This window comes from Brachybacterium atlanticum (genome assembly GCF_025669985.1).
GTDB classification, from domain to species: domain Bacteria; phylum Actinomycetota; class Actinomycetes; order Actinomycetales; family Dermabacteraceae; genus Brachybacterium; species Brachybacterium conglomeratum.
The window spans coordinates 85676-110087 of record NZ_JAKJJW010000002.1 but is presented as its reverse complement, the minus strand read 5'-3'; the positions used below and the strand labels follow the sequence as shown (position 1 = coordinate 110087).

Genomic DNA, 24412 nt, shown 5'->3' with positions numbered 1-24412 from the left:
GCGATCACAACGTCGGGGGCGACGAAGGAGCTCACATGGGATTCATCCAGGCATTCAAGGGCGCGGTCGGCGGGATGCTCGCCGATCAGTGGAAGGACTTCCTCACCGTCCCGAACGGGCTGCCGCAGACGGCGGCGCTGTTCCCGGCGGTCCCGCAGGGCACCAACGCCGGCCGCGGCTCGAACACCCGCGGCTCCGAGAACGTCATCACCAACGGCTCGAAGATCCTCGTGCCCCAGGGGTACGGGCTCATCACCGTGGTCGACGGCCGCGCGACGGGCCTCATCACCGAGGCCGGCGGCTACGAGTTCAACGACTCCTCCCCGGACGCCCGCTCCGTCTTCGCGGGCGACGACCTGCTCGCCTCGACCGTGGGCACCTCCTGGGAGCGATTCAAGTACGGCGGACGCCCCTCCTCGCAGCAGCTCGCCTTCTACGTCAGCCTCAAGGAGATCCCCGACAACCGCTTCGGCACCCAGTCGGAGATCTACTGGGACGACGCGTATCTCAATGCGCAGGTCGGCGCGGTCACGCGCGGCTCCTACACGCTGCGGATCATCGACCCGCTGCTGTTCGTGCACAACTTCGTGCCCGCCTCGTTCATCTCCGCGAACGCCCCGGTGTTCGACTTCTCCGACCCCGACAACGCGGCCGGCAACCAGATGTTCCAGGAGGTCGTCGGCTCCCTCGCCCAGGCGTTCTCCCGCTACACGAACGATCCCGACAAGGGCAACCGCATCTCCCGCATCCAGGGCGACTCGGTCGGCTTCGCCCAGTCGCTCTCGGCCGCCGTCGAGGAGGGCTACCGCTGGTCCAGCGACCGCGGGCTCGCGATCGTGAAGACCGCGATCGTGTCGATCGAGTACGACCAGCGCACCCGCGAGCTGCTGGCCGACGTGCAGAAGGCCGACGCGCTCTCCGGCGCCCGCTCGCAGTCGTTCATGAACCAGGCCGCCGCGCGCGGCGTGCAGGCTGCGGGTGAGAACGGCGGCGGCGCGGGACTGGCGATGTTCGGGGCGGGCATGGGCGCCGCCGGCGGGATGGTCAACCCCGTCCAGCCGTGGGCGCCGCCCGGCCAGCAGGGCACCCCGCAGCAGCAGGCCCCCGCCGAGGGGCAGCAGGCCCCGCAGCAGCAGGCCGCTCCCGCGCAGGAGGACCCCGTCGCGAAGCTCGCCCAGTACAAGCAGATGCTGGAGCAGGGGCTGATCAGCGAGGAGGACTACGAGGCGGCGAAGAAGGCCGCGCTCGGCCTCTGAGTCGCGCCCGCACTCCCGGAGCACTCCCTCGATGACCTCGCCCCCTCCGCAGGATCCGCAGGGCCCGCCGTGGGCGCGCCCGCCGCAGCCGCCGTCGGTGACCGACGACGGCGGCTCCGGCGCCCCGATGCTCGGGGACGAGGCCGTCGCGCGCGCCGCCGAGGCCGCCGCCGGCCACAGCTCTGAGCGGATCATCGACACGAGCTCCGGCCGTGACGACGGGCTGAACAAGTGCCCCCGCTGCGGCAGCACCGAGATCCAGTACTCGCTGACCGCGAAGGCGCTGGTGTGCTCGTACTGCCGCCACAGCTGGAACGAGGACATCGCCGAGCAGCGCTTCGGGCTCGACTCCTCGATCGCGGAGCTGCGCGGCCACACCATGGCCTCCGGCACCGCGGACGTGCGCGAGGACCTCACCACCGTGACCCTGAAGTGCCAGGGCTGCGGCGCGGAGATCGTCCTCAACGTCGACCAGCAGATGCAGGCACGCTGCCACTGGTGCCGTCAGACCCTCTCGATCAACTCGCAGATCCCCAACGGCGCGGTGCCGGACGCGGTGCTGCCCTTCCTGCTCACCCGCGAGGAGGCGGTCGAGCGGATCGACGCCTTCGCCGGGAAGCGCAAGACTTTCGCGCTGGGCCGCTTCACGCGGGAGTTCGTGCCCGAGAACGTGATGGGCGTGTACATCCCGTATCTCGTGGTCGACGGGAACATGCACGCCGTGCTGCGCGGCACCGGCGAGGTGACCACCCGCGAGTACACGGTCCGGCGTCGCGTGGGCAAGGACGACTACGTCACCGAGACCTACTACGACGCGGACGTCTACGCCGTCCAGCGCGCCTTCGATCTGCTGGTCGACGACCTCACCGTCGAGTCCGCGAGCCGGTTCGACGCGGACGAGGACCATCAGGCGACCAACAACATCCTCAACGCCGTCCAGCCCTACGACACCGAGAACGCGGTCACCTACAACTCGAACTACCTCAAGGGCTTCACCTCCGAGCGGCGCGACCTGAACATCCAGGACGTCGACGCCGAGGTGGAGGACAAGTTCCTCGCGATCGCGCGGGCGAAGGCCGCCCCCACCATCTCCCGCTACGACCGCGGGGTGCGCTGGAAGGAGGAGGGCGTGGCCGTGCACGGCACCCGCTGGGTGTCGATCTACGTGCCTGTGTGGCTGTACAGCTACGCCGACTCCGCCAAGGGCGAGGGCGCGCTCACCCACTACATCGCCGTCAACGGCCGCACCGGCACCACGATGGGCTCCGTGCCCGTCTCCCATCCGAAGATCTTCGCCGCCTCCTGCGCCGCGGGCACCGTCGCCGCCGTGGTCGGCGCGCTCGCCGGCCTCGCCTACATGTTCTTCTGATGAGCACGCCGACCACGACCGACCACCCCCGAGGAGGCCCGCATGCACCCGCTGCTCGCTGAGATCGCCGCGGACCCGACCGCCGCGATGCTGCTGGCCGACTCCGGGGACGGCGCCGCCGGGATCGCCTTCCCCTTCCTGCTGGGCCCGGCGGTGTTCCTGGGGACCTACATCGGCATCTACCGCTATTACCGCAACCGGGACAAGCGGCACGAGTTCGAGAAGAAGACCGACGTCGCCGTCGGCAATCTCCGCACCGGCGACCGGCGCGTCGGCAGCAACAACCGGCAGAAGAGCCGCACCATGTCCGGCGCCAACAGCCGCGACCATCTCGAACGGGTCCGGCGGATCAGGGTGGAGTGATGGCGGGGTCGGAGGTCGTCGTCGGAGCCGGGCTCTCGGGCCTGGTCGCCGCGACCGAGATCGCCGACGTCGGGCGGCGCGTGCTGCTGCTGGAGCGCGAGGGGGAGCAGGACCTCGGCGCGCAGGCGTGGTGGAGCTTCGGCGGGCTGTTCCTCGTGGACAGCCCCGAGCAGCGCCGCCTCGGGATCAGCGACTCCCTCGAGCTCGCCCGTCAGGACTGGCTGGGCTCCGCCGCGTTAGAGGAGCCCGACGGCTCCGATGATCACTGGCCGCACCGCTGGGCGGAGGCGTACCTGCAGTTCGCGGCGGGGGAGAAGCGCGAGTGGCTGCGGTCGATGGGGCACCGGCTCTTCCCCGTCGTCGGCTGGGCCGAGCGGGGCGACGGCCGAACCGAGGGACACGGCAACTCCGTGCCGCGCTTCCACCTCACCTGGGGGACGGGGCCGGGCCTCGTCGAGCCCTTCGCCCGACGACTCCCCGCGCGGCGCCGGCTCGACCGGCAGGCCGGGCAGGGATCCTGGCCGACCTGCGCTGAAACCTCACTCGCCGGTGCGCTCGGCCTCCGGGAGCAGGATCGTCGAGAAGTCGTCCTCGCCGTGGCCGGCGGCGATCTCCGCGTCGAGCGAGGCCAGGGCGCCGCGCAGCGCGGGCAGGTCGCTGCCGGGACGGGCAATGCCGTCGGACGCAGCGCCGTCAACCGTGTCGATCATCAGCCGGGCGTCCTTCGCGATGGCGTCCGCGGTGAAGTCCCCTCCCTCGGTGCTGCGCTCTTTGCGCACGAACGGGCCCTTCATCCCCGCGATGAACGCGAGCCCCGTGGAGCCGAGCATGTCGAGGGTCGCCTCCGCGGAGGTGCCGGTCGCCTCGCCGAGGGCGAGCGCCTCCCGCAGACCCTGCGCGGAGACGGCCAGCGCCAGGTTCGCCAGCAGCTTCCCGACGGCGGCCTCCCGGCCGGAGCCGACGCCGCGCAGCCGCTCCGGATCCGCCCAGGGGGCGACGAGTTCGAGCACCTGCTCCCGCCGTGCGTCGTCGGGGGTGCCGACGTAGACGCCGAGCGTGCCCTGCCGGGCCGGGCCCAGGGTGCCGACCACGGGCGCACCCACGTAGCTGGGGACCGCGGCGGCGAACTCGTCGGCGTCGGCGGGGGAGACGGTGGTGGTGTCCACCCAGGTCACGCCGTCAGGGATCAGGGACGGGACGATCACCGTCTCGCGCACCGCGTCGGGGCCGAACAGCGAGGTGACGACCAGCTCGGCGCCCGCGACGGCCTCGACGGCGGTGCCGGCGACCGCGGCGCCCGCCTCGGCGAGGCGCTGCGTGCGGGAGGCGGTGCGGTTCCAGACGGTGAGCTCGTGGTCGGGAAGCAGATGGAGGGCCAGCTCGGTGCCCATGCGGCCGGTGCCCAGGAACGCGATTCTCATGCCGCCAGTGTGCCACCGGGCCGTCCACAGCGGCCTGTCGTCCGGTCCCGGGAACGTGCACAATGGAGATCATGACTCCTCGCCTCTCCCGCCGCCGGGCGCTCGTCGCCGCCGCCGCTGCCGGGCTCGGACTGCCCGCCGCCGCCACCGCGGCGGAGCCCGCGCGTCGGGGCGGCGCGTTCCAGACGCTGCGCGCCGCGACCTACAACGCCTCCCTGAACCGCGGCCGTGAGGGGCAGCTGCTCGAGGACCTCGCCACCGGCGAGGACGCCCAGATCCGGGCGGTCGCCGAGGTCATCCAGATCAACAACCCCGACATCCTGCTGCTCAACGAGTTCGACCACGACGACGAGGGCCGCGGCGCGGACCTCTTCCGCGAGAAGTACCTCGAGGTGCCGCAGAACGGGCAGAGCCCCGCCTTCTACCCCTACGCCTTCACCGCCCCCGTGAACACGGGCGTCCCCTCCGGCCTGGACCTGAACCGCGACGGCACCGCCGGCGGCCCGGACGACGCCTGGGGGTTCGGCCAGTTCCCCGGCCAGTACGGGATGGTGGTCCTCTCCCGCTACCCGATCCTCACCGATCAGGTGCGCACCTTCCAGAACCTGCGCTGGGCGGACATGCCGCACAACCTGCTGCCCACCGAGTTCTACGGGCCGGAGATCTCCCCGCAGCTGCGGCTGAGCTCGAAGTCGCACTGGGACGTGCCGGTGCAGATCGGCACGGACGTCCTCCACGTCCTCGCCGCCCACCCCACCCCGCCGAGCTTCGACGGCCCCGAGAAGCGCAACCAGCGACGCAACCACGACGAGATCCGGCTGTGGGTGGACTACCTCCAGCCCGGCCGTCGCTCGCAGTGGATCGTCGACGACGCCGGGTCGCGCGGCGGCCTGGAGCCCAGCGCCCCCTTCGTCATCCTCGGCGACTTGAACTCCGATCCGGCCGACGGCGACTCCTGGCCCGGTGCGATCGAGCAGCTGCTGCGCCATTCCCGCGTCCAGGACCCGAAGCCCACCAGCGACGGCGCCGTCGAGGCGGCCGAGCTGCAGGGCGGCGCGAACGCCGAGCACGCCGGCGAGTCGCGGTACGACACCGCCGACTTCGCCGAGCCCACCCCCGGGAACCTCCGCGTGGACTACGTGCTGCCCGCCCGCGAGCTGCAGATCGCCTCCTCGGCCGTGTACTGGCCGCGCCGGGGTGAGCCGGGCAGCGAGCTGACCGGCAGCCACCCCTTCCCCACCTCCGATCACCGCCTGGTGCGGGTCGACCTGCAGGTGAAGGCGTGAGCCCGATCTCCGCCCCGCTCCTCGACGTCGCCGCGCTGCACGCGCTGATCGACGAGATCGGGCAGGAGGGTCGCCCCCTGGTCCTGCTCGACGTGCGCTGGGCGCTCGACGGCAGCAAGGGCGAGCACGACCACCTCGCCGGGCATCTCCCCGGCGCGGCCTATGTCGACCTCGGCACCGAGCTCGCGGCCCCGGCGCGCCCCGAGGCGGGCCGGCACCCGCTGCCCGACCCCGCGGACTTCGCCGCGACCCTGCGCCGTCTCGGCGTCACCGAGGACTCCCGCATCATCGCCTACGACGACACCGACGGCGGCCCTGCCGCCCGCCTGGTGTGGATGTTGCGCGCCCTCGGCCACGAGGCCTCCGTGCTCAGCGGCGGCCTGCACGCCTGGAACGGACCGCTCGAGAGCGGGCCCGTCACCCCGGAGCCCGGGGACGTGCCGGTGCGGGACTGGCCCGCGGACCGGATCGTGAGCGCCGACGAGGTCGCGCAGCTCGCCGCCTCCGGGGAGGCCGTCGTGATCGACGCCCGCGCCCCCGAGCGCTACCGCGGCGAGGTCGAACCGATCGACCCGCGCGCCGGCCATGTGCCCGGCGCGGTGAACCTGCCCTATGCCGGCAACCTCGATCCGGAGCGGCGCTTCCTTCCCCCCGAGGAGCTGCGGGAGCGCTTCGAGGCGGCCGGCGTCACCGCGGACGGCGAGACCGTCGTGTACTGCGGCTCCGGCGTCACCGCCACCCACGACCTGCTCGCGCTCGAGGCCGCGGGCTTCCCGCGGGTGCGGCTCTTCCCCGGCTCCTGGTCGCAGTGGAGCACGGACCCCGAACGGCCCGCCGTCGTCGGCCCGAACCCCTGAGCCCCTTCCGGCTCACGCTCCCGGGTTGATCTCCCGGATCGCCGCGATGATCTCGCGGTGCCGGCGTCGCTGCGCGGGATGCTGCTCCTCGGGCACGTCCTGGCCCAGCACCGCCGCCCAGATCGGGACCATCTCCTCGTGGTACGAGTGGCCGTGCCCGCCCGGCGCCGCGATCGACAGCGGCATGTCCGAGGCGACCTGCCAGAAGGTGATCCAGGGGAACCATCGCATCGCCGGGGTGACGTCGTGCCCCACCCGCTCCTGGAGCCACGCAGGCTCCCGCCACAGCAGCGAGGGGTCGAACCACACCACCGGGTCCGAGGGATGCTGGGCGAAGACCACGCGCGGGCTCTCCCACGGCACGTACAGCCCGCCCCAGTAGTTGCGGTCCAGGTCGCGCGGTCGGGTGACCACGCGGACGTGCCGGCCGTCGTCGATGATCGGCGCGACGGCGGGGGAGCCGGGCCGTGCGCGCTTCGTCAGCTGCTCCCACAGCGGCGTGAAGCTCGGGGTGCCGGTCCACACCGCCCCGTCGACCGTGCGCAGCAGCTCGGGCAGGTCGCGGAACGCGGCGGTGCCGCCGAAGGCGCCCAGCGACTCGCCCGCCACGTACAGGCGCGGACGCCGCTGGGGCGGGAGCTGCGCCATCCGGCGCCGCACGCCCTGGACCAGCAGCGCGCCGGCGCGCTGCGGGGAGCGGCGGTCGGCGAGATAGGTGAGGGGGCTCGGGAAGTACGAGTACTGGAGGGAGGCGGTCGCGCAGTTCCCCGCGGTGAGGAACTCGATCGCGGACAGCGACCACTCCTGCAGCCAGCCGGTGCCGGTCCCGGTGAACAGCACCAGCACCTCCCGGTCCCAGGCGCCGGTGCGGTCCAGCTCCGCGATCACCGCCTCGACCGTGTCCTCGAGGGTGCGGGAGCCGGACTTCGCGGCGTACACGCGGATCGGCTCGGCCGCCTCACGGCCGACGGTGCGGGAGATCGTGGCCGCCTCCGCGCCGGCGGAGACGATCTTGCGGCCGGGCGCGCCGAGGGACTGCCAGGTCTCCAGCGATCCCGGCCCGCCCGAGCGCAGCGCGGAGGTGGGGCGGGGCACGTCGGGGGAGATCAGCCGGTTCGCGGCGTCGGCCCGTTCGATCATGCCCTCGAGCACCCGCCCGCGGATCAGCCGGTCCACCACCACCGCGACCGTCGCGGCGGTCAGCAGTAGCGAGGCGACGCCGACCACACGCGCCGGCAGGTAAGGGCGCAGCAGTGAACGGTAGAAGCGCGCGGTCGCGACGGTGGACCGGGCGGCGAGGAGCGCGGCGAGGGAGAACCCGGCGCCGGCCGCGGTGCCGACCAGGTGCGTGGCGAGGTTCTTGGGCTCCTGGTGGACCAGAAGGCTGATCTCCCGCTGCCGCATCACCCCGCGCACCCACGAGTAGGCGGTGATGCCGACGAGGGCGCACGCCCCCGCCCAGCGGGCGCGGCGGCGATGGTCCGGGGCGATGTCCACCTCGAGGCCGATCGCGGCGCCGGCGCGGCGCACGGCACGGCCCGCGATAGTGCCGGCGGCGTAGCCGTAGACCTCCGACAGCCCGATGTTCGCCGCCCACATCCACCAGGTGCGGGGCAGCAGGCTCGGGGAGGTCGAGATCCATGCGGTCAGCGAGGCGCCGAGGAATCCGCCGGTGTCCAGCGGGGCGGCGATCGCCGAGCGGCGCGCCCCGCGCCGCGCCCGACGGGTGGTGCGGCGCAGCGCTCGCGCGGCGCCGCCGGTGAGGCCGGTCAGGGAGGACAGTGCCGAGGCGGGGCCGAAGCGCATGGGGGAAGGCTAACGGAGGACCCCAGTCAGGCGCGATGCGCTCCCTCCGTACCCTGGTGCCATGAAGATCCTGCTTCCCGACACCATGCCGCTGGACCCGACGCTGCCGGAGGGCTGGGAGGCGGTCGTGGTCGACGCCCGCGCCGAGATCCCCGCCGCCCACCACGACGCCGCCGCGCTCGTGGTCTGGGGCTCCTCCCGCCGCCATCTCGCCTCCGCCGCCGCGGACCTGCCGCAGCTGCGGCTCGTGCAATCCCTCGCCGCCGGGGTAGAGGGGATCCTCGCCGCCGGCTTCGCCGACGACGTCGTCGTCGCCACCGGCGCGGGCCTGCACTCGAGGACCGTCAGCGAGCACGCGCTCGCCCTGCTGCTCGCCCTCGTGCGGCGACTGCCCGAGGCGGGCGAGGCGCAGGCGCGGCACGTGTGGAGCGGCGAGCTCGGCGGCCTGCAGCCCCTGCACCCCGAGGGCCGGCTCACCACGCTGCTCGGCGCGCGCGTGCTGGTCTGGGGCTTCGGCAGCATCGGGCAGACCCTCGCCCCGATGCTGCAGGGCCTCGGCGTCGAGGTGCGCGGCGCCGCTCGCAGCGCCGGCACCCGCGCGGGCGTCGAGGTGATCTCCGAGGCCGATGTGCCCGCTGCTCTGCCGGACACCGACGTGCTGGTGAACATCCTGCCCGCCACCGAGCGCACCGCCGGGATCGTGGGTCGCGAGGTGCTCGCCGCGCTGCCGGACCACGCGATCCTCGTCAACGTCGGCCGCGGCGCGACCGTCGACCAGGTCGCGCTGCGCGAGGCGCTCGAGGCGGGGACCCTCGGCGCGGCCGCTCTCGACGTCACCGAGCCCGAGCCGCTCCCGGAGGGCGATCCGCTGTGGGAGGCGCCGCGCCTGCTGATCACCCCGCACGGCGCAGGAGGCCGGCCCGTCGGCGCCGACGAGCGGATCGCCGCGAACCTCCGCGTCCTGGTCGAGGGCGGCGAGGTGCTGCACCCGGCCGCGCGCTGACGCCGCGCCGGGGCGCCTCAGCCGGCGAGATCGGCGGCGAGGCGCTCGACGGCCCGGGCCGAGGTCTCCGCGACCACGTCGATCTCGAGGTGGAACTGCTGACCGGCGGCGGGACCGCACAGGTCCGAGACGGCGCGCAGCGCCACGAAGGGCACGCCGAGCGCCCCGGCGGTGCGGGCGGTGGCGGTGGTCTCCATGTCGGCGCTGAGCGCGCCGGGGAACCGCTCCCGCATCGGGTCCGCCAGCGGGGCGGTGACGAAGGCGTCGCCGGCGAGCATCAGCCCGCGCCGCACCGCGGCCGCCTCGGCGCGGGCGGCGCGCTCGGCCCGGTCCGCCCAGGCCGTCTCGGCCACGATCCGCTCGGGCCCGCCGGGCAGCTGCCCGGGGGCGTAGCCGAAGGCGGTCGCGTCCGCGATCGACCAGGCGAAGGACTCGCCCACGATCACGGTGCCGACCTCCACGTCGGCGGCGAGACCGCCGCAGGAGCCGGCGGCGACCACGAGGGCGGGGGAGAGGGTGAGGATCCCCCAGGTCGCGGCCGCGGTCGCGGCGGCGACGCCGATGCCGGTGGTGACCACCACCGCGTCCGTGCCGGCGAGACGACCGCGGACGGCCGCGACCGGGGCGGGGAAGGGGACCTCGACCGGGGCGGGGTCCTCGAGGCGGGAGGTCAGCGGTGCGGCCTCCTCGGGCATCGCGACGAGGACCAGCAGGGGAGCGGGGGCGGAGGTCTCAGGCATGCTCGAAGCGTACCGGCGGAACGGAGCCCGGCCGGTGCCGCTCCCGCACCGTCCAGGCGGGTTCGTTAGTCTGGGCGGACCGGCACAGAGGCGGCCCGAGCGGCCGCGGACAGGAGGGCAAGCGATGGGTCGCATCCGAGACGCCGTGGTGACGGGGGCTCGCGCCGCCGCGAGGATCCCGATCCCCTCCGCCCTCACCCATCAGGCGCTGCGCGAGGCCCGCAGCCCGCAGCCTCCCTCGCACGTGCTGAAGTCCCATGCGATCGAGCAGGAGATGATCGGCCGCACCCGCACCGTGTGGCTGGACCGCCACCACCGCGGCAACGGCCTGATCATCCACCTGCACGGCGGCGCCTACGTCTCGGGCCCCTTCACCAGCGACTGGGCCTGGCTCTCCCGCCAGGTCGAGGCGCAGGACTGCGCCGGGCTCATGGTCGACTACCGCAACGCCCCCGACCACCAGCACCCCGTCGCCCGGGACGACGTCGAGGCGGTCCTCGCCGCGCTCGCGGCGGACGGACGGCTGGGCGAGGGCCGGTGGGTCCTCAGCGGCCAGCACTCCGGCGGCGGGCTCGCCGTGGTCGTCGCGCGGCGACTGGTCGAGCAGGAGTCCGAGGCGCTCGCGCCGGTGCCCGCCCCGGCCGCGATCGTGCTGATGTCGCCCTGGCTGGACCTGGAGCTGTCCGCCGCGTGGATGAGCGAGACGGACCAGTCCGATCCGGTGCACGAGCGGCGCCTGCTGCGCGATGCGGCCCGCCGCTACGCCGGGCGCACCCCGCTGGACGATCCGGACCTCTCCCCGATCAACCGGGGCCTGGAGGGCCTGCCGCCGCTGCACCTGAGCGTCGGCCAGAAGGACCTCTTCGCCTCCGACGCGCGGGTCGCGCGTCTCCAGCTCGAGGAGAACGGCGAGGAGGTCGCCTATCGGGAGATCGGCGGCCGCCTCGGTCTGCAGCTGATCCCCCGCAAGGGCGAGGACATCGAGCGGCTGCACCGCGAGCAGTCCGAGCTGATCGGCCGTGCCCTTGGCCGGAAGGATCAGGAGGGCCGGCAGGGCTGAGCGGCCCCGTCAGCCCTCGAGAATCACGAGCGAGGGGGCGGGGGCGGCGACGGTCCAGCGGTGCCGCGGCATCGCCTTCACCAGCCCCGCCACGAGCAGAGCGTGGCCCACCAGGTAGGTCAGCATCACCAGCTCCGTGCTGAACGCGATCGCGGCGCCGGCCAGGAACCAGTCCATCCCCAGCAGCGAGCTCGACAGCAGGAACAGGGTGCCTCCCGTCCAGGTCAGGCCGTTGCCGCCGGCGGAGAGGAAGGCCATCGTCGCCAGCGCCACCGCATAGGCGGCCACCATCGGCAGCAGGGAGCCGGCCCCGTCCGCGCAGGCGACGAACAGCCCGATCACCACGGCGCCGTAGGGGATCGCGAGCGCGATGCGCATCGGGTCGCGGGAACGGGTCCACAGCGGCACGAGGGCGGCCGAGTAGCAGATCAGCGCGCCCAGGAAGCCGACCACGGCGAGCATCCCGCTGCTCTCGACGGGGACCTGCCCCACGCTGTCTCCGATCCATGCGCAGACCAGGGCGCCGAGCATGAGCCCCGTCGTGCGGGAGCGGTACGGGGCCGCGGTGAGCACCACGGCGATGAGCAGCGGGGCGAACATCGGCTGGGTGATCCGGCCGATCAGATCCGCGTCGGCCAGGAGCGCGCCGAGGTGGACCAGTGCGAGGAGCGCATAGGCCCCCCACAGGGCGCGATGGGCCGAGCGGATCGTGGACACCGTCCCAGCGTAGGAAGCAGATCCTGGCTCTGACCAGGGATCGACCGCCGGACTGGGGCACGTTTGGGTAACGGCGGACACGGTTCGGTCACGACCGGGGAGGGATGTCCGAATTGCCGCGCCGGGGGTGCCCTCACATCTGCTGCGGCGCCTCCACCCCGAGCGCGTCGAGGCCCTCGACGAGCACCCGCTCGGCGAGCTGCGCGAGGGCGAGACGACCCGCGCGCACCTCCGCGTCGTCCTCCTTGAGGATCGGGGAGGCGTCGTAGAACGCGGTGAACGCCTGCGCGAGGGAGAAGAGATAGGCGCACAGTCGGTGCGGCTCGTACTCCGCGCCGACGGAGGCGAGGACCGGGCCGAACTCGAGCAGCTGCAGCGCGAGCGCCCGCTCCGCGTCGTTGACGACGAGCGGCGCGTCCGCGGCGGTGACGCCGGCCGTCTCGGCCCGTCGGCCGATCGAGCGGATCCGGGCCACCGCGTACTGGAGATAGGGCGCGGTGTTGCCGGTCAGCGCCAGCATCCGGTCGAGGTCGAAGGTGTAGTCCGAGTCGTGCGCGGTGGAGAGGTCTGCGTACTTCACGCCGCCGATCCCGATCGCGTGCGCGATCTGCTCGCGCTCCTGGTCGGAGAGGTCGGGGCGCAGCTCGTCGATGACGGTGCGGGCCTTCGCCACGGCCTCCTCCAGCAGCGCCATCAGCCGCAGCGAGGCGCCGGAGCGGGTGCGCAGGATCTTGCCGTCCTCACCGAGCACGGAGCCGATCTTCACATGGGTCGCCTCGACCTCGTCCGGCAGCCAGCCCGCCTCCCGCGCGGTGGCGAACACCATCCGGAAGTGCAGCTCCTGCGCGGTGCCGACGACATAGGCGATGCGGTCAGCCCCGAGGTCCCGCACGCGATGGCGGATCGCGGTGAGATCGGTGGTGGCGTAGCCGTAGCCTCCGTCGGTCTTGCGGATGATCAGCGGCAGCGGCTGCTCGTCGCGCCCCGTGAAGCCCTCCGGGAACACGCACAGCGCCCCGTCGGAGATCCGGGCGATCCCGGCGGCCTCCAGATCGTTGCAGGTGGTCTCGAGCTGGTCGTTGTAGGTCGACTCGCCGGCGAGGTCCTCGTCGGTCAGCGTCACGTCCAGCATCTCGTAGATGCGGTGGAAGTACTCCTTGGACAGCCCCACCAGGTGCCTCCAGATGCGCAGCGACTCGGCGTCTCCGGACTGGAGGGTCGCCACGCGCCGACGCGCCCGCGCGGCGAAGCCGGATGCGCCGTCGGCGGCGGCCTCGGAGGCGTCGAACTTCGCGCGCGCCGCCTGGTAGAAGGCGTTCGGGTCGGTCTTCAGCAGCTCCGCCTCGGCGCTGTCCTCGCCCACCTCGAGGAGGTGCTCGATGAGCATCCCGAAGGGGGTGCCCCAGTCGCCGATGTGGTTCTGGCGCACGACGGTGTGGCCGAGCTTCTCGAGGGTCCGGGCGATCGAGTCGCCGACGACGGTGGTGCGCAGGTGGCCGACGTGCATCTCCTTGGCCACGTTCGGCGCCGAGTAGTCGAGCACCACGGTGTCCGGGTGCTCGGGAGCGGGCACGCCGAGCCGGGCGTCGGCCGCGAGCTCGGCGGCCTGCGCGGCGACCCAGTCGGTGCGCAGGCGGATGTTCAGGAAGCCGGGACCGGCGATCTCCGGGGTCTCCGCCATGTCCGAGAGGTCCACGGCCGCGAGGATGTCCGCGGCGATGTCGCGGGGCTTGCGGCCGAGGCGCTTGGCCAGTCCCATCGCGGCGTTGCACTGGAAGTCCGCGAACTGCGAGGGGCGGATGATCGGATCGGCGTCCGCGAACTCGGGCCCGAAGGCGGCGGCGAAGGCGGACTGGAAGCGCTCGGTCAGCGCGATCTCGGGAGCTGGCATGGCTCCCAGAGTAGTGGCCCTCCCGCACGGTCGGGGGACAGCCCCCTGGCCGCGGACAGCAGCGGTGCCTACCCTGGCCCCATGCGTTCCCTCCTGAGCCTGGTCCTGAACATCATCTGGCTGCTGACCGCCGGCTGGTCGCTCTTCCTCGGCTATCTCCTCGCCGGGATCCTGGCCTGCCTCCTCGTCCTCACGATCCCGTTCGGACTCGCGTCCTTCCGCATCGCGGGCTTCGTGATCTGGCCCTTCGGCCGCGAGGTCGTCGACACCGGCCGCAGCGGCGCCGCCGGCACGATCGGCAACGTGGTCTGGTTCGTGATCGCCGGCTGGTGGCTCGCGCTCGGCCACGTCGTCACCGCGCTCGCCCAGGCCGTCACCATCATCGGCATCCCGCTCGCGTGGGCGAACCTCAAGCTGATCCCCATGACCTGCTTCCCCTTCGGCAAGGAGATCCTCGACGCGGACTCGGCCCGCGCCCGCATGCTCCCCACGGCGCGGTGAGCATGGCGCATCACGGCGTCGACCAGGACGAGTACCGCCGCCTCAGCGACCTGCTCGCCGTGGGCCTGGCCGTGGTCAGCACCCGGCAGGGGCCCCACGACCTGCTCGTCACCGTCGACTCCTATCTCGACATCTCCTACGACCCGCCGACGATGGGTCTGGCCCTGTACGGACTCTCCCGCGCCGCGGAGGCGGTGGAGGAGGCGGGCCACTGCTGCCTGAGCCTGCTCGCCGAGGACCAGCAGGCGCTCGCCGACCGCTTCGGCACCCCCGGCGCGCCGCTGCAGGGGATGCTCGCCGGGATCGAGGCGGGGCGCACCGCCGACGGGGACGCGATCCTCCCCGGCGCGCTCGCCCACTTCGCGCTGCGCATCGAGCAGGGCGTCGACGCTGCCACTCACCGCCTCCTGATCGGTCCCGTCGTCGAGATGGGACAGGGCGGTGGCGGTGCCGAGGCGGGCCCCGCGATCCGCTTCGCGGGGGAGAAGCGGGAGCTGCGGCCGTGAGCGCCCTGCTGCGCCTGGCCCTGCGCGCGGTCGCCCGGGCCGGCCGCTTCGACGTCCGCGAGGACTACCAGCGCGTCCGCACCCTCCAGCGGCGTCTGGCCGCACTGCCGACGGCCCGCTACCGAACCCCCACCTGGGACACCTTCTCCGACGCCCCCGACGGGCACCGCGTGCCGGTGCGGGTGTTCGCGCCGACCGAGCGGCGCCGCGAGGACCTGCTGCTGTTCTTCCACGGCGGCGGCTGGGTCACCGGCGACATCGAGAGCTACACCCCCGCCTGCGCCACCATGGCGGACCTCACCGGCTGCCACGTCGCCTCCGTCGACTACCGCCTCGCCCCCGAGCACCCCTTCCCCGCCGGGCTCGAGGACTGCTACGGCGTCGCACGCGGCCTGCTGGAGGACCCGGGCCGGGCGGGTCTGACGGACCCGGACCGGATCGTCCTGGTCGGAGACTCGGCGGGAGGGAACCTCGCTGCCGCCGTCTCGCTGCTGCTGCGCGAGAGCGGCCACCGCGTCCCCTCGCGCCAGATCCTGCTCTACCCGGTCACCCACTACGACCACGACCCCGCCACCTCCCCCTTCGAGTCCGTGCGCCGGCTCGGCGACCGCTACCGGCTCACCAGCACGGAGGTCCAGGACTATCTCGACCTGTACGTCCCGTACCCCGCGCTGCGCCGCAGCCGCCTGGTCGCCCCGCTGATGGCCGAGGACCTCTCCGGGCAGCCGGACACCCTCGTGCTCAGCGCGGGCCTGGACCTGCTGTGCGACGAGGGGGAGGCCTACGGCCGGGCGCTCGCCGAGGCCGGGAACCGGGTGCGGGTCCATCGCCTCGAGGAGGCGCTGCACGGGGTGATCACCCTGCCCCGCTTCGCGCGCCCCCTGAGGGAGGCGTACGAGGTGATCGACGAGTTCCTGGAGCAGGGGCCGTGAAGCTCTCCCTGCCGGTCCGGCGACGGCACTGGGTGCGCCTGGACAACGCCTCGAACATCTTCCTCGCCGCCCGCAGCGACGTGGACACCAAGGTCTTCCGCATGGCCGCCGAGCTGGACCACGAGGTCGACCCGGCGCTGCTGCAGGAGGCCCTTGAAGCGACCTACGAGCGCTTCCCGCTCTACCACGCAGTGCTGCGCCGCGGCGTGTTCTGGTACTACCTCCAGGACAGCGACCTCCGCCCCGTCCTCGAACCGGAGACCGAGCACACCTGCGCCCCGATCTACCAGGCCGACCGCCGCACCCTGCTGTTCCGCGTCGTCCACCATCGCCGCCGGGTGAGCCTCGAGGTGTTCCACGCCCTCTCCGACGGGACCGGGGCGCTGTGGTTCCTGACCGCCCTGCTGGAGGAGTACTGCCGTCGCCGCTTCGCCCCCGAGGACACGGCCGACGCGGCGGGCTCGGTCGAGCCGGAGGTCCACGAACTGGCCGCCGACTCCTTCGCCCACCACTTCCGTCGGCGCACACGGGCCGAGCGCGCCGCCCGGGCGCGGGAGGAGCAGGAGCGGGCCGCGCACGAGGAGGAGTTCAGCCGCGAGGCCGCCTCCGCGATGCTGCGCGCCGGGGAGGAGGAGCCCGAGATCGCGGAGGAGCCTGCGGGAGAGGAGACCGACGCCCCCGACCCGGCCCCGCCCGCGCCGCGACGGGTGCTGCGCCTGCGCGGCACCCGCACCCCCGACCACCGCACCCGCGTCCTCGAGCTGACGATGCCCGTGGCGCCCGTGCTCGCCCTCGCGAAGGGGGAGGGCGTGGCGATGTCGATGTTCCTCACCGCCGCGTTCTTCGAGGCGATCCGCCGCACCGGCGTGCTGGAGCGGGACGCCCGCGGCGCCCGCACCCTCGCCGCCTCGGTGCCGGTGAACCTGCGCCAGTTCTTCCCCTCCGACTCGGCACGCAACTTCTTCGCCACGATCACCGTCTCCCACACCTACGGCGCCGGCGGCGACTCCCTCGGCGAGGTCGCCCGGCAGCTCCAGCAGGACTTCGGCGCCCAGGCGCGGCCGGAGGCGCTCGAGGGGAGGCTGCGCCGCCTGATCCGGGTGGAGCGCGCTCCGCTGGCCCGGATCGTGCCCCGCCCGCTCAAGGACGTGCTGCTGGGGCTGGCCAACCGGGCGAACAACCGCTCGCTCACCGTCGCGATCTCGAACCTGGGCCGGGTGACGCTGCCCGAGGCCGCCGCCCCGCACGTCGGCCGGATGCTCTTCCACGTCTCCGCCGCCCGGCCCCAGTTCTGTGCCATCTCCCACGCCGGCCTGCTCACGATCTCCTTCACCTCGCCCTTCGTGGAGACGGAGCACGTGCGGGAGTACGCGCGGATCCTCACCGAGGCCGGCATCGAGGTGTCCGTGGCCGCGTCCCGGACCACCGAGGCGGAGCTCGCGGAGGTGGGGCGATGAGGAGATGCCCCGACTGCGCGGTCGGCGTCGAGGGGGAGTGGACCCGCTGCCCCCTGTGCGCGGCGACGCTCGAGGGCACCGCTGCGCCGAGCCCCTATCCGGCGGTGCCGCTGCGCTTCCGGCGCCGCCGCGTGCTGCGCGTGCTCACGCTGACCTCGCTGGCGGTGATCGCGCTGTCCTTCCTCGCCCAGCTGCTGTTCCGTCCCGAGGAACAGGGCCTGGGGGCGCTGCGCTCGGTGTGGCTGGGCGTGGTCGCGACCTGGCTGGTGGTGCTGGTCGCGGTGGGCAAGCGCCGCAACCTCGCGAAGTTCATCGTCTATCTCGTCGCGCTCGCCGGCGGCGTCTGCGTGTACTGGGACTACCTGACCGGCTGGGACGCCTGGTCCCTCACCTTCGTGGTGCCGATCCTGTGCGCCGCCTCCCTGATCGGACTGGTGATCACGGTGCGGGCGGTGCGGATGCAGGTGGGCGACTACATCGTCTATCTCGGGCTGACGGTGCTGCTGGGGCTCACCCCGATCGTGTTCCTGGCGCTGGGCTGGGTGGGCACCGTGATCCCCTCGGCGATCTGCGGCGGTCTGAGCGTGCTCTCCATCGTGCTGCTGCTGACGGTGCGCGGCGGCGCGGTGCGGCACGAGCTGGCCACGCGCCTGCACCTGTAGCGAAGATCCCACGGCGCGCCGACGGTCCCTGCGCCCCCGCGCTCCCTAGGATGCGAGGGGCAGACTTGCGCCCGGGCGGCCGTCCGGGCGACGAACAGCAGGAGAGAAGGTCGATGGACAGGGATCCGCGCTCGGAGGAGGACCAGGACGCCGACTGGATCTTCGCCATCGACGACCCCCACAGCCTCCCCACCGACCGCCTCCCCGGCCGCGAGGAGTTCGACCGCTACGCCCAGCCGCTGCTGGCACGCCGCGGGCAGGGCCCGGCGCTGCCGGACCGAGACCGCCCCGGCACCGAGCCCGACGCGGTCACCGGCGCGATCCCCGCGGTGGAGGGCGAGGAGGACGGCTCCGACGGGACCGACGACGACACCGTCGCCCCGCTCGCCCGCCCCCGCGTCGTCTCCTATGCCCGCTCGGGCACCACCCCGAACGCCGAGGACGACGAGATCCCGATCGCCGGCTTCCAGCTGCCGGAGCGCTTCAAGGACCTGGGCCTGTTCGACGCGCTGCGCGACGTGCTCGCCCTGATCTGCCTCACCTCCGCCCTCACCACCACCTTCACCGTCGCGGACAACCCGGTCCTGGATCTGCTGGGCCGGATCTCGATCGGCGTCGCGCTCGCCGCGCTGGTCGCCGTCCACGCCCTGCGCTGGATCCCCGCCGCGCCGCCGCTGCGCGCGATCCGCACGCTGCGCGTGGCGGGCATGGCCCCCGCCCTCGTCATCGCCCTGCTCGTGCTCGGCGCCGACCTCGTGCTCTCCCTCCCGGTGCTCTTCGCCCCCCTGCCCGACGGGCCCCCCGTCGGGATCGGCGTCGGCGTCTCCCTGCTGCTGCTCGGCGCGATCCTCGGCATCGAGCCGCGCGCCCACGAGGGCTATCTCCCGCAGGAGCGGGCTCGCCGCGCCGCTCGGCGGCTGCTCCTCGGGGTCGGGATCGCCGCGGCCGCCGCGCTGCTGCTGGCGCTGGTGATGATCGTCGGCCGCCTGTTCACCACCGGCTGGGCGTTCTCGCTGATGACCTTCGCGAACACGCTGATCTCCACGCTGCTGCTGGCCGTGGTGCTGGCCTCCGCGCTGCGCCGGGAGCGCTCCTGGTACGTCTTCTCCACCGCCGTCGTCGCCGCTCTCGCGGTCGGGGCGTTGGCCGACAACACCCTCGGGCTGCAGTTCGCCGCCCCGATCAGCGTCGCTCGCGGCTTCGTCTACCTGCCATTCCTCTTCGCCGCGCTGGGGCTGATGGTCTCCCGCTCCTTCGTGCGCTCCATGCCGCTGTCCTTCCGCCGCACCGACTGGCTGGTGTACTCGGTGCGCGCCCTCGAGCTCAGCGCCCTGATGCACTCCGCCGCGGTGCTGTGGCACCTGATGGGCGCCCTCGCGGCGACCTCCGTGCCCCGCCCCGGCGGCCCCGTCCTGCACCTGGTCGACGCCGCGGTCTGCGCCTGCTTCGTGCTGGTCTCCGTCTTCGGCCGCACCGCGCTGCTCTCCCGTCCCGCGGTCAGCGCCCGAGCCAGCGGGGTCGTCGCCTCGCTCGTCCTGGTCGTCGTCGGCTTCCTCGACGTCATCGTGAGCTCGATCGCGACCGCGAGCGGCGCGGGCCTGACCACCGGCGGCGTCGCCCTCGTGCTCGGCATCGCCACCGCGCTCATGCTCACGGTCCCCGCCCCCGTGCGGGACGAGTTCGGCGCCCCGGACATCACCCGCATGTTCGCCGACTTCCGCGCCCGCGACAACGGTCGCGTCTCCCTCCTCGACCTGGTCCCGGACGTCACCGAGGCCACCGCCGAGCGGAAGACCTTCCCCGGCCGCTGACCGGCCCGCCGTCCCTCCCCACCCCTGGAGAACCATGTTCCGCTAGAGCCTGCACGGAGACGGCCGCACCGTCGCCTCCGACGCGATCGTCCTGCCCGAGGAGCGGCTCGCCTGGCCGCTGACGATCGGGATCGGCGCCCAGCACGTCATCGCCATGTTCGGCGCGACCTTCCTGGTCCCGGTCATCACCGGCTTCCCGCCCTCGACCACGCTGCTCTTCTCCGGCCTCGGCACCCTGCTGTTCCTCACGATCACGAAGAACCGGGTGCCCAGCTATCTCGGCTCCTCCTTCGCGTTCATCGCCCCGATCACCGCCTCCACCCAGGCCGACTCGATGGGCGCCGCGCTCGGCGGGGTGCTCGTCACCGGCGTGCTGCTGGCCCTGCTGGGCCTGCTCGTGCAGCGGATCGGCACGGGCTGGATCGGCCGGCTCATGCCGCCGGTGGTGATGGGCTCGATCGTCGCGCTGATCGGCCTGAACCTGGTGCCCACCACGTACCAGAACAACTTCTCGCAGGCCCCGGTCACCGCGACCCTCACCCTGATCGCGATCCTGCTGTGCACCGCCCTGTTCCGCGGACTGCTGGGACGCATCAGCGTGCTGGTCGGCGTGGTCGTCGGCTACCTGATCGCGCTCGCCCGCGGCGAGGTCGACTTCACCGCGGTGCGGGAGGCGGCCTGGCTGGGTCTGCCCGAGTTCCACCACCCGGAGTTCAACCTCGGCCTGATGCCGATCTTCCTGCCCGTGATCGTGGTGCTGCTGGCGGAGAACGTCGGCCACGTGACCAGCGTCGGCACCATGACCGGGAAGAACCTCGACCACATGGTGGGGCGCACCCTCTTCGCCGACGGCGCCGCGACCGCGCTGTCGGCCACCTTCGGCGGCTCGCCGACGACCACCTACGGCGAGAACATCGGCGTCATGAGCGCGACCCGCGTCTACTCCACCGCCGCCTACTGGGTCGCAGGCCTGGTGGCGATCGGCCTGTCCCTCTCCCCGAAGGTCGGCGCGCTGATCAACACCATCCCACCGGGCGTGCTCGGCGGCGTGACCTTCGTGCTCTACGGGCTGATCGCGATCGTCGGCTTCCGCATGTGGATCGACGGGAAGGTCGACTTCGCCCGCCCGAAGAACCAGCTCACCGCCGGCGTCGCCCTCGTCATCGCGATCGCGGACCTGCACTGGGAGGTCGGCGGCTTCGCCTTCACCGGCATCGCGCTCAGGACCGTGGCGGCGCTGGTCGTCTTCCACGGCATACGCGGGATCGGCCGCCTGACCGGCACCGAGCGCGGCCCGGCCGACGGGCGCGCCGACCAGGATCGGGCGCCTGCTCGACGCCGGCGATGAGGCGCGACTGGAGCGCACCGGCGTGCTCGCGGTCGGGGTCGTCGGCTTCGTGGGCCTCGTCGCCCTCGCCCGAGTACCCGCCGGGCTCATGGTCCCGCTGATCGAGGCGCCGTACCTGGCGTGGCTGCTCTGACGCTCGCGAGTGTGATGCGCCACGTGTCCGGGGTCGGGCATGTGAGTTCCCCGACCGTCGCGACGGACGGCGCAACAGCGCGTGGAAGCGTGCTGAACTGCGCAGATGCCGGTTGTCCGACCTTCGGACTCCGGATCGGCCTGTTCTCTCCATACCCCGGGCATCCTGCACAGTTGGTGGGAATCCGATAATCGACAAGAAGGGACCGCTATGAGCAGCTCAGGTCACGGCCAGGGAGCGGAGGCGCCCGCGCAGGGCTCCGACATCTCCGCATGGCCCGAAGAGCTCCCCAGGACCGTTCATCTTCCCCGGTCCCAGCAGATCGCCACCGACGACTCCGACGACGAGATCACCGAGAAGCTGCGCCGACAGGGCGCGCGCATCAGCAAGGGCACGATCGCGCCGGCCGTGTTCTGGCCCGCGATGGTCGTCGTGCTCGGCGTCGCGCTGCTGGCGATCGTCTTCCCCGAGACCTCCGGATCGGTGATGGAGAAATCCCAGAACTGGATCGTGGCGAACCTCGGCTGGTTCTACATGCTGGCCATCGGCATCTTCGTCGCCTTCGCGATCATCGTCGCGCTGTCCCGGTGGGGCTCGATCCGGCTCGGCCGTGACGACGACGAGCCCGAGTTCGGGCTGATGTCGTGGTTCGCGATGCTGTTCTCCGCCGGCATGGGCGTGGGGCTCGTCTTCTACGGCGTCGCCGAGCCGCTCGGCTACACGACGAACAGCCCCAAGCCGGGCTGGGACGTCGAGGGCGCAGAGGCCTCGGGCCTCGCGATGGCGCAGACCTTCCTGCACTGGGGCCTGCACCCCTGGGCCGCCTACGCCGTGATCGGCCTGGCGATCGCGTACGCCATGCACCGCCGCGGCCGTCCCGTCTCGATCCGCTGGGCCCTCGAGCCGATCTTCGGCGACCGGGTGAAGGGTTGGATCGGCGACGTCATCGACGTGCTCGCGATCTTCGGCACCGTCTTCGGCATCGCGACCTCGCTGGGCCTCGGTGCCCAGCAGATCGCCGCCGGCATGCAGGTCATCGGCCTGGTCGACGAGGTCTCCACGAACTTCCTGGTGATCCTGATCGTGGTGATCACCTTCATCGCGACCCTCTCCGTGGTCTCCGGCGTCGGCGTCGGCATCAAGTGGCTCTCCAACGGCAACCTGACCCTCGCGGGCCTGCTCGCCGTCGCGGCGCTGCTGTTCGGCCCCACCGTGTTCATCTTCCAGAACTTCGTGGAGTCCCTCGGCATCTACCTCAGCGAGGTCTTCCACCTGACCCTCGACGTCGGCGCGTATACCCGCTCCGAGGAGGCGCAGAGCTGGTTCGCCGGCAACACCCTGTTCTACTGGGGCTGGTGGATCGCCTGGGCGCCGTTCGTCGGCGTGTTCATCGCCCGCATCTCCAAGGGGCGCACCGTGCGCCAGTTCGTGGCCGGCGTGCTGCTGGTCCCCACCCTGGTGGGCATGATCTGGTTCTCGATCTGGGGCGGCAACGGCCTGTTCCGCCAGTGGTTCGGCACCGGCGACCTCGGCGACATCACCGCCGAGGAATCGATGTTCCGCATCTTCGAGCAGTTCCCCGCCACCCAGCTGCTGTCGGTGCTCGGCATCATCGTGGTCGCGGTCTTCTTCATCACCTCCTCGGACTCCGGCTCGCTGGTGGTGGACATGCTCGCCTCGGGCGGCCATCCGAACCCGCCGATGTGGTCCCGCGTGCTGTGGGCGCTGCTGGAGGGCCTGCTCGCCGCGGCGCTGCTGCTCTCGGGCGGCCTGACCTCCCTGCAGGCCGGCTCGCTGATGACCGCGCTGCCGTTCAGCGTGATCCTGCTGCTGATGTGCGTGGCGCTGGTGAAGGCGCTGAGCCTGGACCGGGCGGTGCTGGCCGAGCACGAGCGCCTCGCCCGCCTGGAGCGGGTCACCGCGCACATCACCGACGAGGTGAGCCGCACCCACGCCTCGACCGACGAGATCGCCTCGCTGGTCGACGACCGCATCGACTACCGCCTCACCCGCACCCGCGGCGGCATCGGTCGCGGCGGTCACCGCACGCGGGTCGAGGGTAGGAAGAGCGCGCCCAGCGCGCCGAGCGCTCCGCCCGCGGAGGACTGACCCTCCCGCCTCCCGTGCCGACGGCCGGCGCCCTGCTGAGGGCGCCGGCCGTCGTCATGTCACGAGGGAGAAGAGGTCCTTCGGGTCGTCGGGGTCGGCGACGAGGTCCACCCATCCCAGCAGGTCCGTGCCCTCGGTCGCGTCCAGCGCGCAGCGCAGCGCCGAGAAGTCCCCGAGCGCGAAGCCGACGGAGTCCAGCACCGTCACCTCGGCGTCGGAGGTGCGGCCCGAGGCGTCCCCGGCGAGGATCCGCCACAGCTCGGTGACCTCGACGTGGGCGGACAGCTGCTGGATCTCGCCCTCGATCCGGGTCTGCGGCTCGTACTCGACCACCACCCGCGCCTCCTCGAGGATCGTCGGGTCCAGCTCGGTCTTGCCCGGGCAGTCGCCGCCGATGGCGTTGAGGTGCATGCCGGGACGCACCTGCTCGCTGTGCAGCACCGCGGCCCGGGCCTTGTCCGCCGTGCAGGTGGTGACCACGTCGGCGCCCTCGAGCACGTCCTCGATCGAGCTCGCGGCGTGGATCTCGAAGCCGAGCGGGACGAGATTGCGCCGCACCTTCTCCACCGCCGCCTCGTCGAGGTCCAGCACGCGCAGACGGTCGATCCCGAGCACGGTCCGCATCGCGAGCGCCTGGAACTCGGCCTGCGAGCCCGCCCCGATCAGGGCGTGGACGCGGGTGCCGGGCAGGGCGAGCTCGCGCGCGGCGAGCGCCGATGTCGCGGCGGTGCGCAGCGCGGTCAGCAGCGTCATCTCGGAGAGGAGGATCGGGTAGCCGTTGTCGACGTCGGCGAGCACGCCGAAGGCCGTCACGGTCTGCAGCCCGCGGGCGGGGTTGTGCGGGTGGCCGTTGACGTACTTGAAGGAGTACAGCGATCCGTCGCTGGTCGGCATCAGCTCGATCACCCCGTGCGGGCTGTGGCTGGCCAGTCGCGGGACCTTCTCGAACTCCTCCCAGCGCAGCAGGTCGGACTCCAGGTATCGCACCATCCCCGCGAGGATGTTCTCGAGGCCGTCGCGGCGGATCCAGCGGACGGTGCCGGGGACGTCGAGCAGGTGAGGCATCGTTCTCATCTCCTGTCGGGGGGCGCGTCGTCGCGCGGGGGTCGAGGAGTGCTCCACCCCCAGCGTAGGCCGGCGGGCGGGCCGACCGGCGCGGAACCGGTCGACCCGCCCGTCGGCGG

At 72.9% G+C, this 24412-nt stretch carries 21 protein-coding genes and 1 pseudogene; 16 read left to right on the top strand and 6 right to left on the bottom strand.

Translation table 11 applies throughout. The features are described from left to right. Nucleotides 1-35: 35 nt before the first annotated feature. The 4 genes and pseudogenes from L3K22_RS01600 to L3K22_RS01585 all read left to right on the top strand — a co-directional run. On the top strand, nucleotides 36-1256 hold the full coding sequence (locus L3K22_RS01600; RefSeq protein ID WP_263309847.1) for an SPFH domain-containing protein: 1221 nt from the start codon (nucleotides 36-38) through the stop codon (nucleotides 1254-1256). A 31-nt stretch (nucleotides 1257-1287) separates the two neighbouring features. Then, nucleotides 1288-2625, top strand: a complete 1338-nt coding sequence (locus tag L3K22_RS01595; protein ID WP_263309846.1) for a TFIIB-type zinc ribbon-containing protein — start codon at nucleotides 1288-1290, stop codon at nucleotides 2623-2625. A 42-nt stretch (nucleotides 2626-2667) separates the two neighbouring features. Further along, nucleotides 2668-2988 (top strand): hypothetical protein, encoded by a 321-nt coding sequence (locus L3K22_RS01590; protein WP_263309845.1) that lies wholly within the window; start codon nucleotides 2668-2670, stop codon nucleotides 2986-2988. Further along, nucleotides 2988-3488 (top strand): annotated as a pseudogene (locus L3K22_RS01585) (FAD-binding protein); the annotation flags it as partial. The gene L3K22_RS01590 and the pseudogene L3K22_RS01585, both read left to right, overlap by 1 nt. Nucleotides 3489-3527: 39 nt before the next feature. Here L3K22_RS01585 and L3K22_RS01580 read toward each other — a convergent pair. Next, nucleotides 3528-4409, bottom strand: a complete 882-nt coding sequence (locus L3K22_RS01580; RefSeq protein WP_263309844.1) for an NAD(P)-dependent oxidoreductase — start codon at nucleotides 4407-4409, stop codon at nucleotides 3528-3530. Between the two features lie 71 nt (nucleotides 4410-4480). Here L3K22_RS01580 and L3K22_RS01575 point away from each other — a divergent pair, with 71 nt between their 5' ends. Both L3K22_RS01575 and L3K22_RS01570 read left to right on the top strand, forming a co-directional pair. Next, nucleotides 4481-5695, top strand: coding sequence for an endonuclease/exonuclease/phosphatase family protein (locus L3K22_RS01575; protein ID WP_263309843.1), 1215 nt, complete (start codon nucleotides 4481-4483; stop codon nucleotides 5693-5695). Continuing rightward, nucleotides 5692-6552, top strand: coding sequence for a sulfurtransferase (locus L3K22_RS01570; protein ID WP_263309842.1), 861 nt, complete (start codon nucleotides 5692-5694; stop codon nucleotides 6550-6552). Before L3K22_RS01575 ends, L3K22_RS01570 begins: the two co-directional genes overlap by 4 nt. A gap of 12 nt (nucleotides 6553-6564) precedes the next feature. Here L3K22_RS01570 and L3K22_RS01565 read toward each other — a convergent pair whose 3' ends face one another. After that, entirely contained in the window at nucleotides 6565-8358 is a 1794-nt protein-coding gene (locus L3K22_RS01565; protein ID WP_263309841.1) for an alpha/beta hydrolase, read from the bottom strand. Nucleotides 8359-8419: 61 nt separating this feature from the next. On the opposite strand from L3K22_RS01565, the gene L3K22_RS01560 reads away from it, so the two are divergent. Further along, the gene (locus tag L3K22_RS01560; protein ID WP_263309840.1) at nucleotides 8420-9361 is read left to right on the top strand and encodes an NAD(P)-dependent oxidoreductase; all 942 of its coding nucleotides are present in this window, start codon (nucleotides 8420-8422) and stop codon (nucleotides 9359-9361) included. A 17-nt stretch (nucleotides 9362-9378) separates the two neighbouring features. On the opposite strand, the gene mtnN is transcribed toward L3K22_RS01560, so the two are convergent. Further along, on the bottom strand, nucleotides 9379-10101 hold the full coding sequence (mtnN, locus tag L3K22_RS01555; RefSeq protein ID WP_263309839.1) for a 5'-methylthioadenosine/S-adenosylhomocysteine nucleosidase: 723 nt from the start codon (nucleotides 10099-10101) through the stop codon (nucleotides 9379-9381). 124 nt (nucleotides 10102-10225) lie between these two features. Between mtnN and L3K22_RS01550 the strand changes: the two genes are divergently transcribed. Next, a complete protein-coding gene (locus L3K22_RS01550; protein ID WP_263309838.1) occupies nucleotides 10226-11161 on the top strand; it encodes an alpha/beta hydrolase fold domain-containing protein in 936 nt (311 codons plus the stop codon). A gap of 9 nt (nucleotides 11162-11170) precedes the next feature. On the opposite strand, the gene L3K22_RS01545 is transcribed toward L3K22_RS01550, so the two are convergent. After that, nucleotides 11171-11878 (bottom strand): lysoplasmalogenase family protein, encoded by a 708-nt coding sequence (locus tag L3K22_RS01545; protein ID WP_263309837.1) that lies wholly within the window; start codon nucleotides 11876-11878, stop codon nucleotides 11171-11173. Between the two features lie 133 nt (nucleotides 11879-12011). Next, nucleotides 12012-13769, bottom strand: a complete 1758-nt coding sequence (gene argS, locus L3K22_RS01540) for an arginine--tRNA ligase (protein WP_263309836.1) — start codon at nucleotides 13767-13769, stop codon at nucleotides 12012-12014. Nucleotides 13770-13850: 81 nt separating this feature from the next. On the opposite strand from argS, the gene L3K22_RS01535 reads away from it, so the two are divergent. The 8 genes from L3K22_RS01535 (at nucleotide 13851) to L3K22_RS01500 (ending at nucleotide 23228) form a co-directional block, all read left to right on the top strand. Further along, nucleotides 13851-14270 carry a YccF domain-containing protein gene (locus tag L3K22_RS01535; RefSeq protein WP_263309835.1) on the top strand — a complete coding sequence of 140 codons (420 nt, stop codon included), beginning with the start codon at nucleotides 13851-13853 and terminating at the stop codon, nucleotides 14268-14270. A 2-nt stretch (nucleotides 14271-14272) separates the two neighbouring features. Then, nucleotides 14273-14776, top strand: a complete 504-nt coding sequence (locus L3K22_RS01530; RefSeq protein WP_263309914.1) for a flavin reductase family protein — start codon at nucleotides 14273-14275, stop codon at nucleotides 14774-14776. Continuing rightward, nucleotides 14773-15708 (top strand): alpha/beta hydrolase, encoded by a 936-nt coding sequence (locus tag L3K22_RS01525; protein ID WP_263309834.1) that lies wholly within the window; start codon nucleotides 14773-14775, stop codon nucleotides 15706-15708. The genes L3K22_RS01530 and L3K22_RS01525 overlap by 4 nt, the downstream gene beginning before the upstream one ends. Beyond that, nucleotides 15705-17165, top strand: coding sequence for an alcohol acetyltransferase (locus tag L3K22_RS01520; protein WP_263309833.1), 1461 nt, complete (start codon nucleotides 15705-15707; stop codon nucleotides 17163-17165). Before L3K22_RS01525 ends, L3K22_RS01520 begins: the two co-directional genes overlap by 4 nt. Beyond that, entirely contained in the window at nucleotides 17162-17827 is a 666-nt protein-coding gene (locus tag L3K22_RS01515; RefSeq protein WP_263309832.1) for a DUF6320 domain-containing protein, read from the top strand. The genes L3K22_RS01520 and L3K22_RS01515 overlap by 4 nt, the downstream gene beginning before the upstream one ends. 113 nt (nucleotides 17828-17940) lie before the next feature. After that, a complete protein-coding gene (locus L3K22_RS01510) occupies nucleotides 17941-19638 on the top strand; it encodes a DUF7937 domain-containing protein (protein ID WP_263309831.1) in 1698 nt (565 codons plus the stop codon). Nucleotides 19639-19687: 49 nt separating this feature from the next. After that, on the top strand, nucleotides 19688-20986 hold the full coding sequence (locus L3K22_RS01505) for a uracil-xanthine permease family protein (protein WP_263309913.1): 1299 nt from the start codon (nucleotides 19688-19690) through the stop codon (nucleotides 20984-20986). A gap of 343 nt (nucleotides 20987-21329) precedes the next feature. Further along, nucleotides 21330-23228, top strand: coding sequence for a BCCT family transporter (locus tag L3K22_RS01500; protein WP_263309830.1), 1899 nt, complete (start codon nucleotides 21330-21332; stop codon nucleotides 23226-23228). A 54-nt stretch (nucleotides 23229-23282) separates the two neighbouring features. Here the strand turns inward: L3K22_RS01500 and ocd are convergent, their stop codons facing one another. Then, complete coding sequence (gene ocd, locus L3K22_RS01495; protein ID WP_263309829.1) at nucleotides 23283-24293, bottom strand: ornithine cyclodeaminase; 1011 nt, start codon at nucleotides 24291-24293, stop codon at nucleotides 23283-23285. Nucleotides 24294-24412 lie beyond the last annotated feature (119 nt).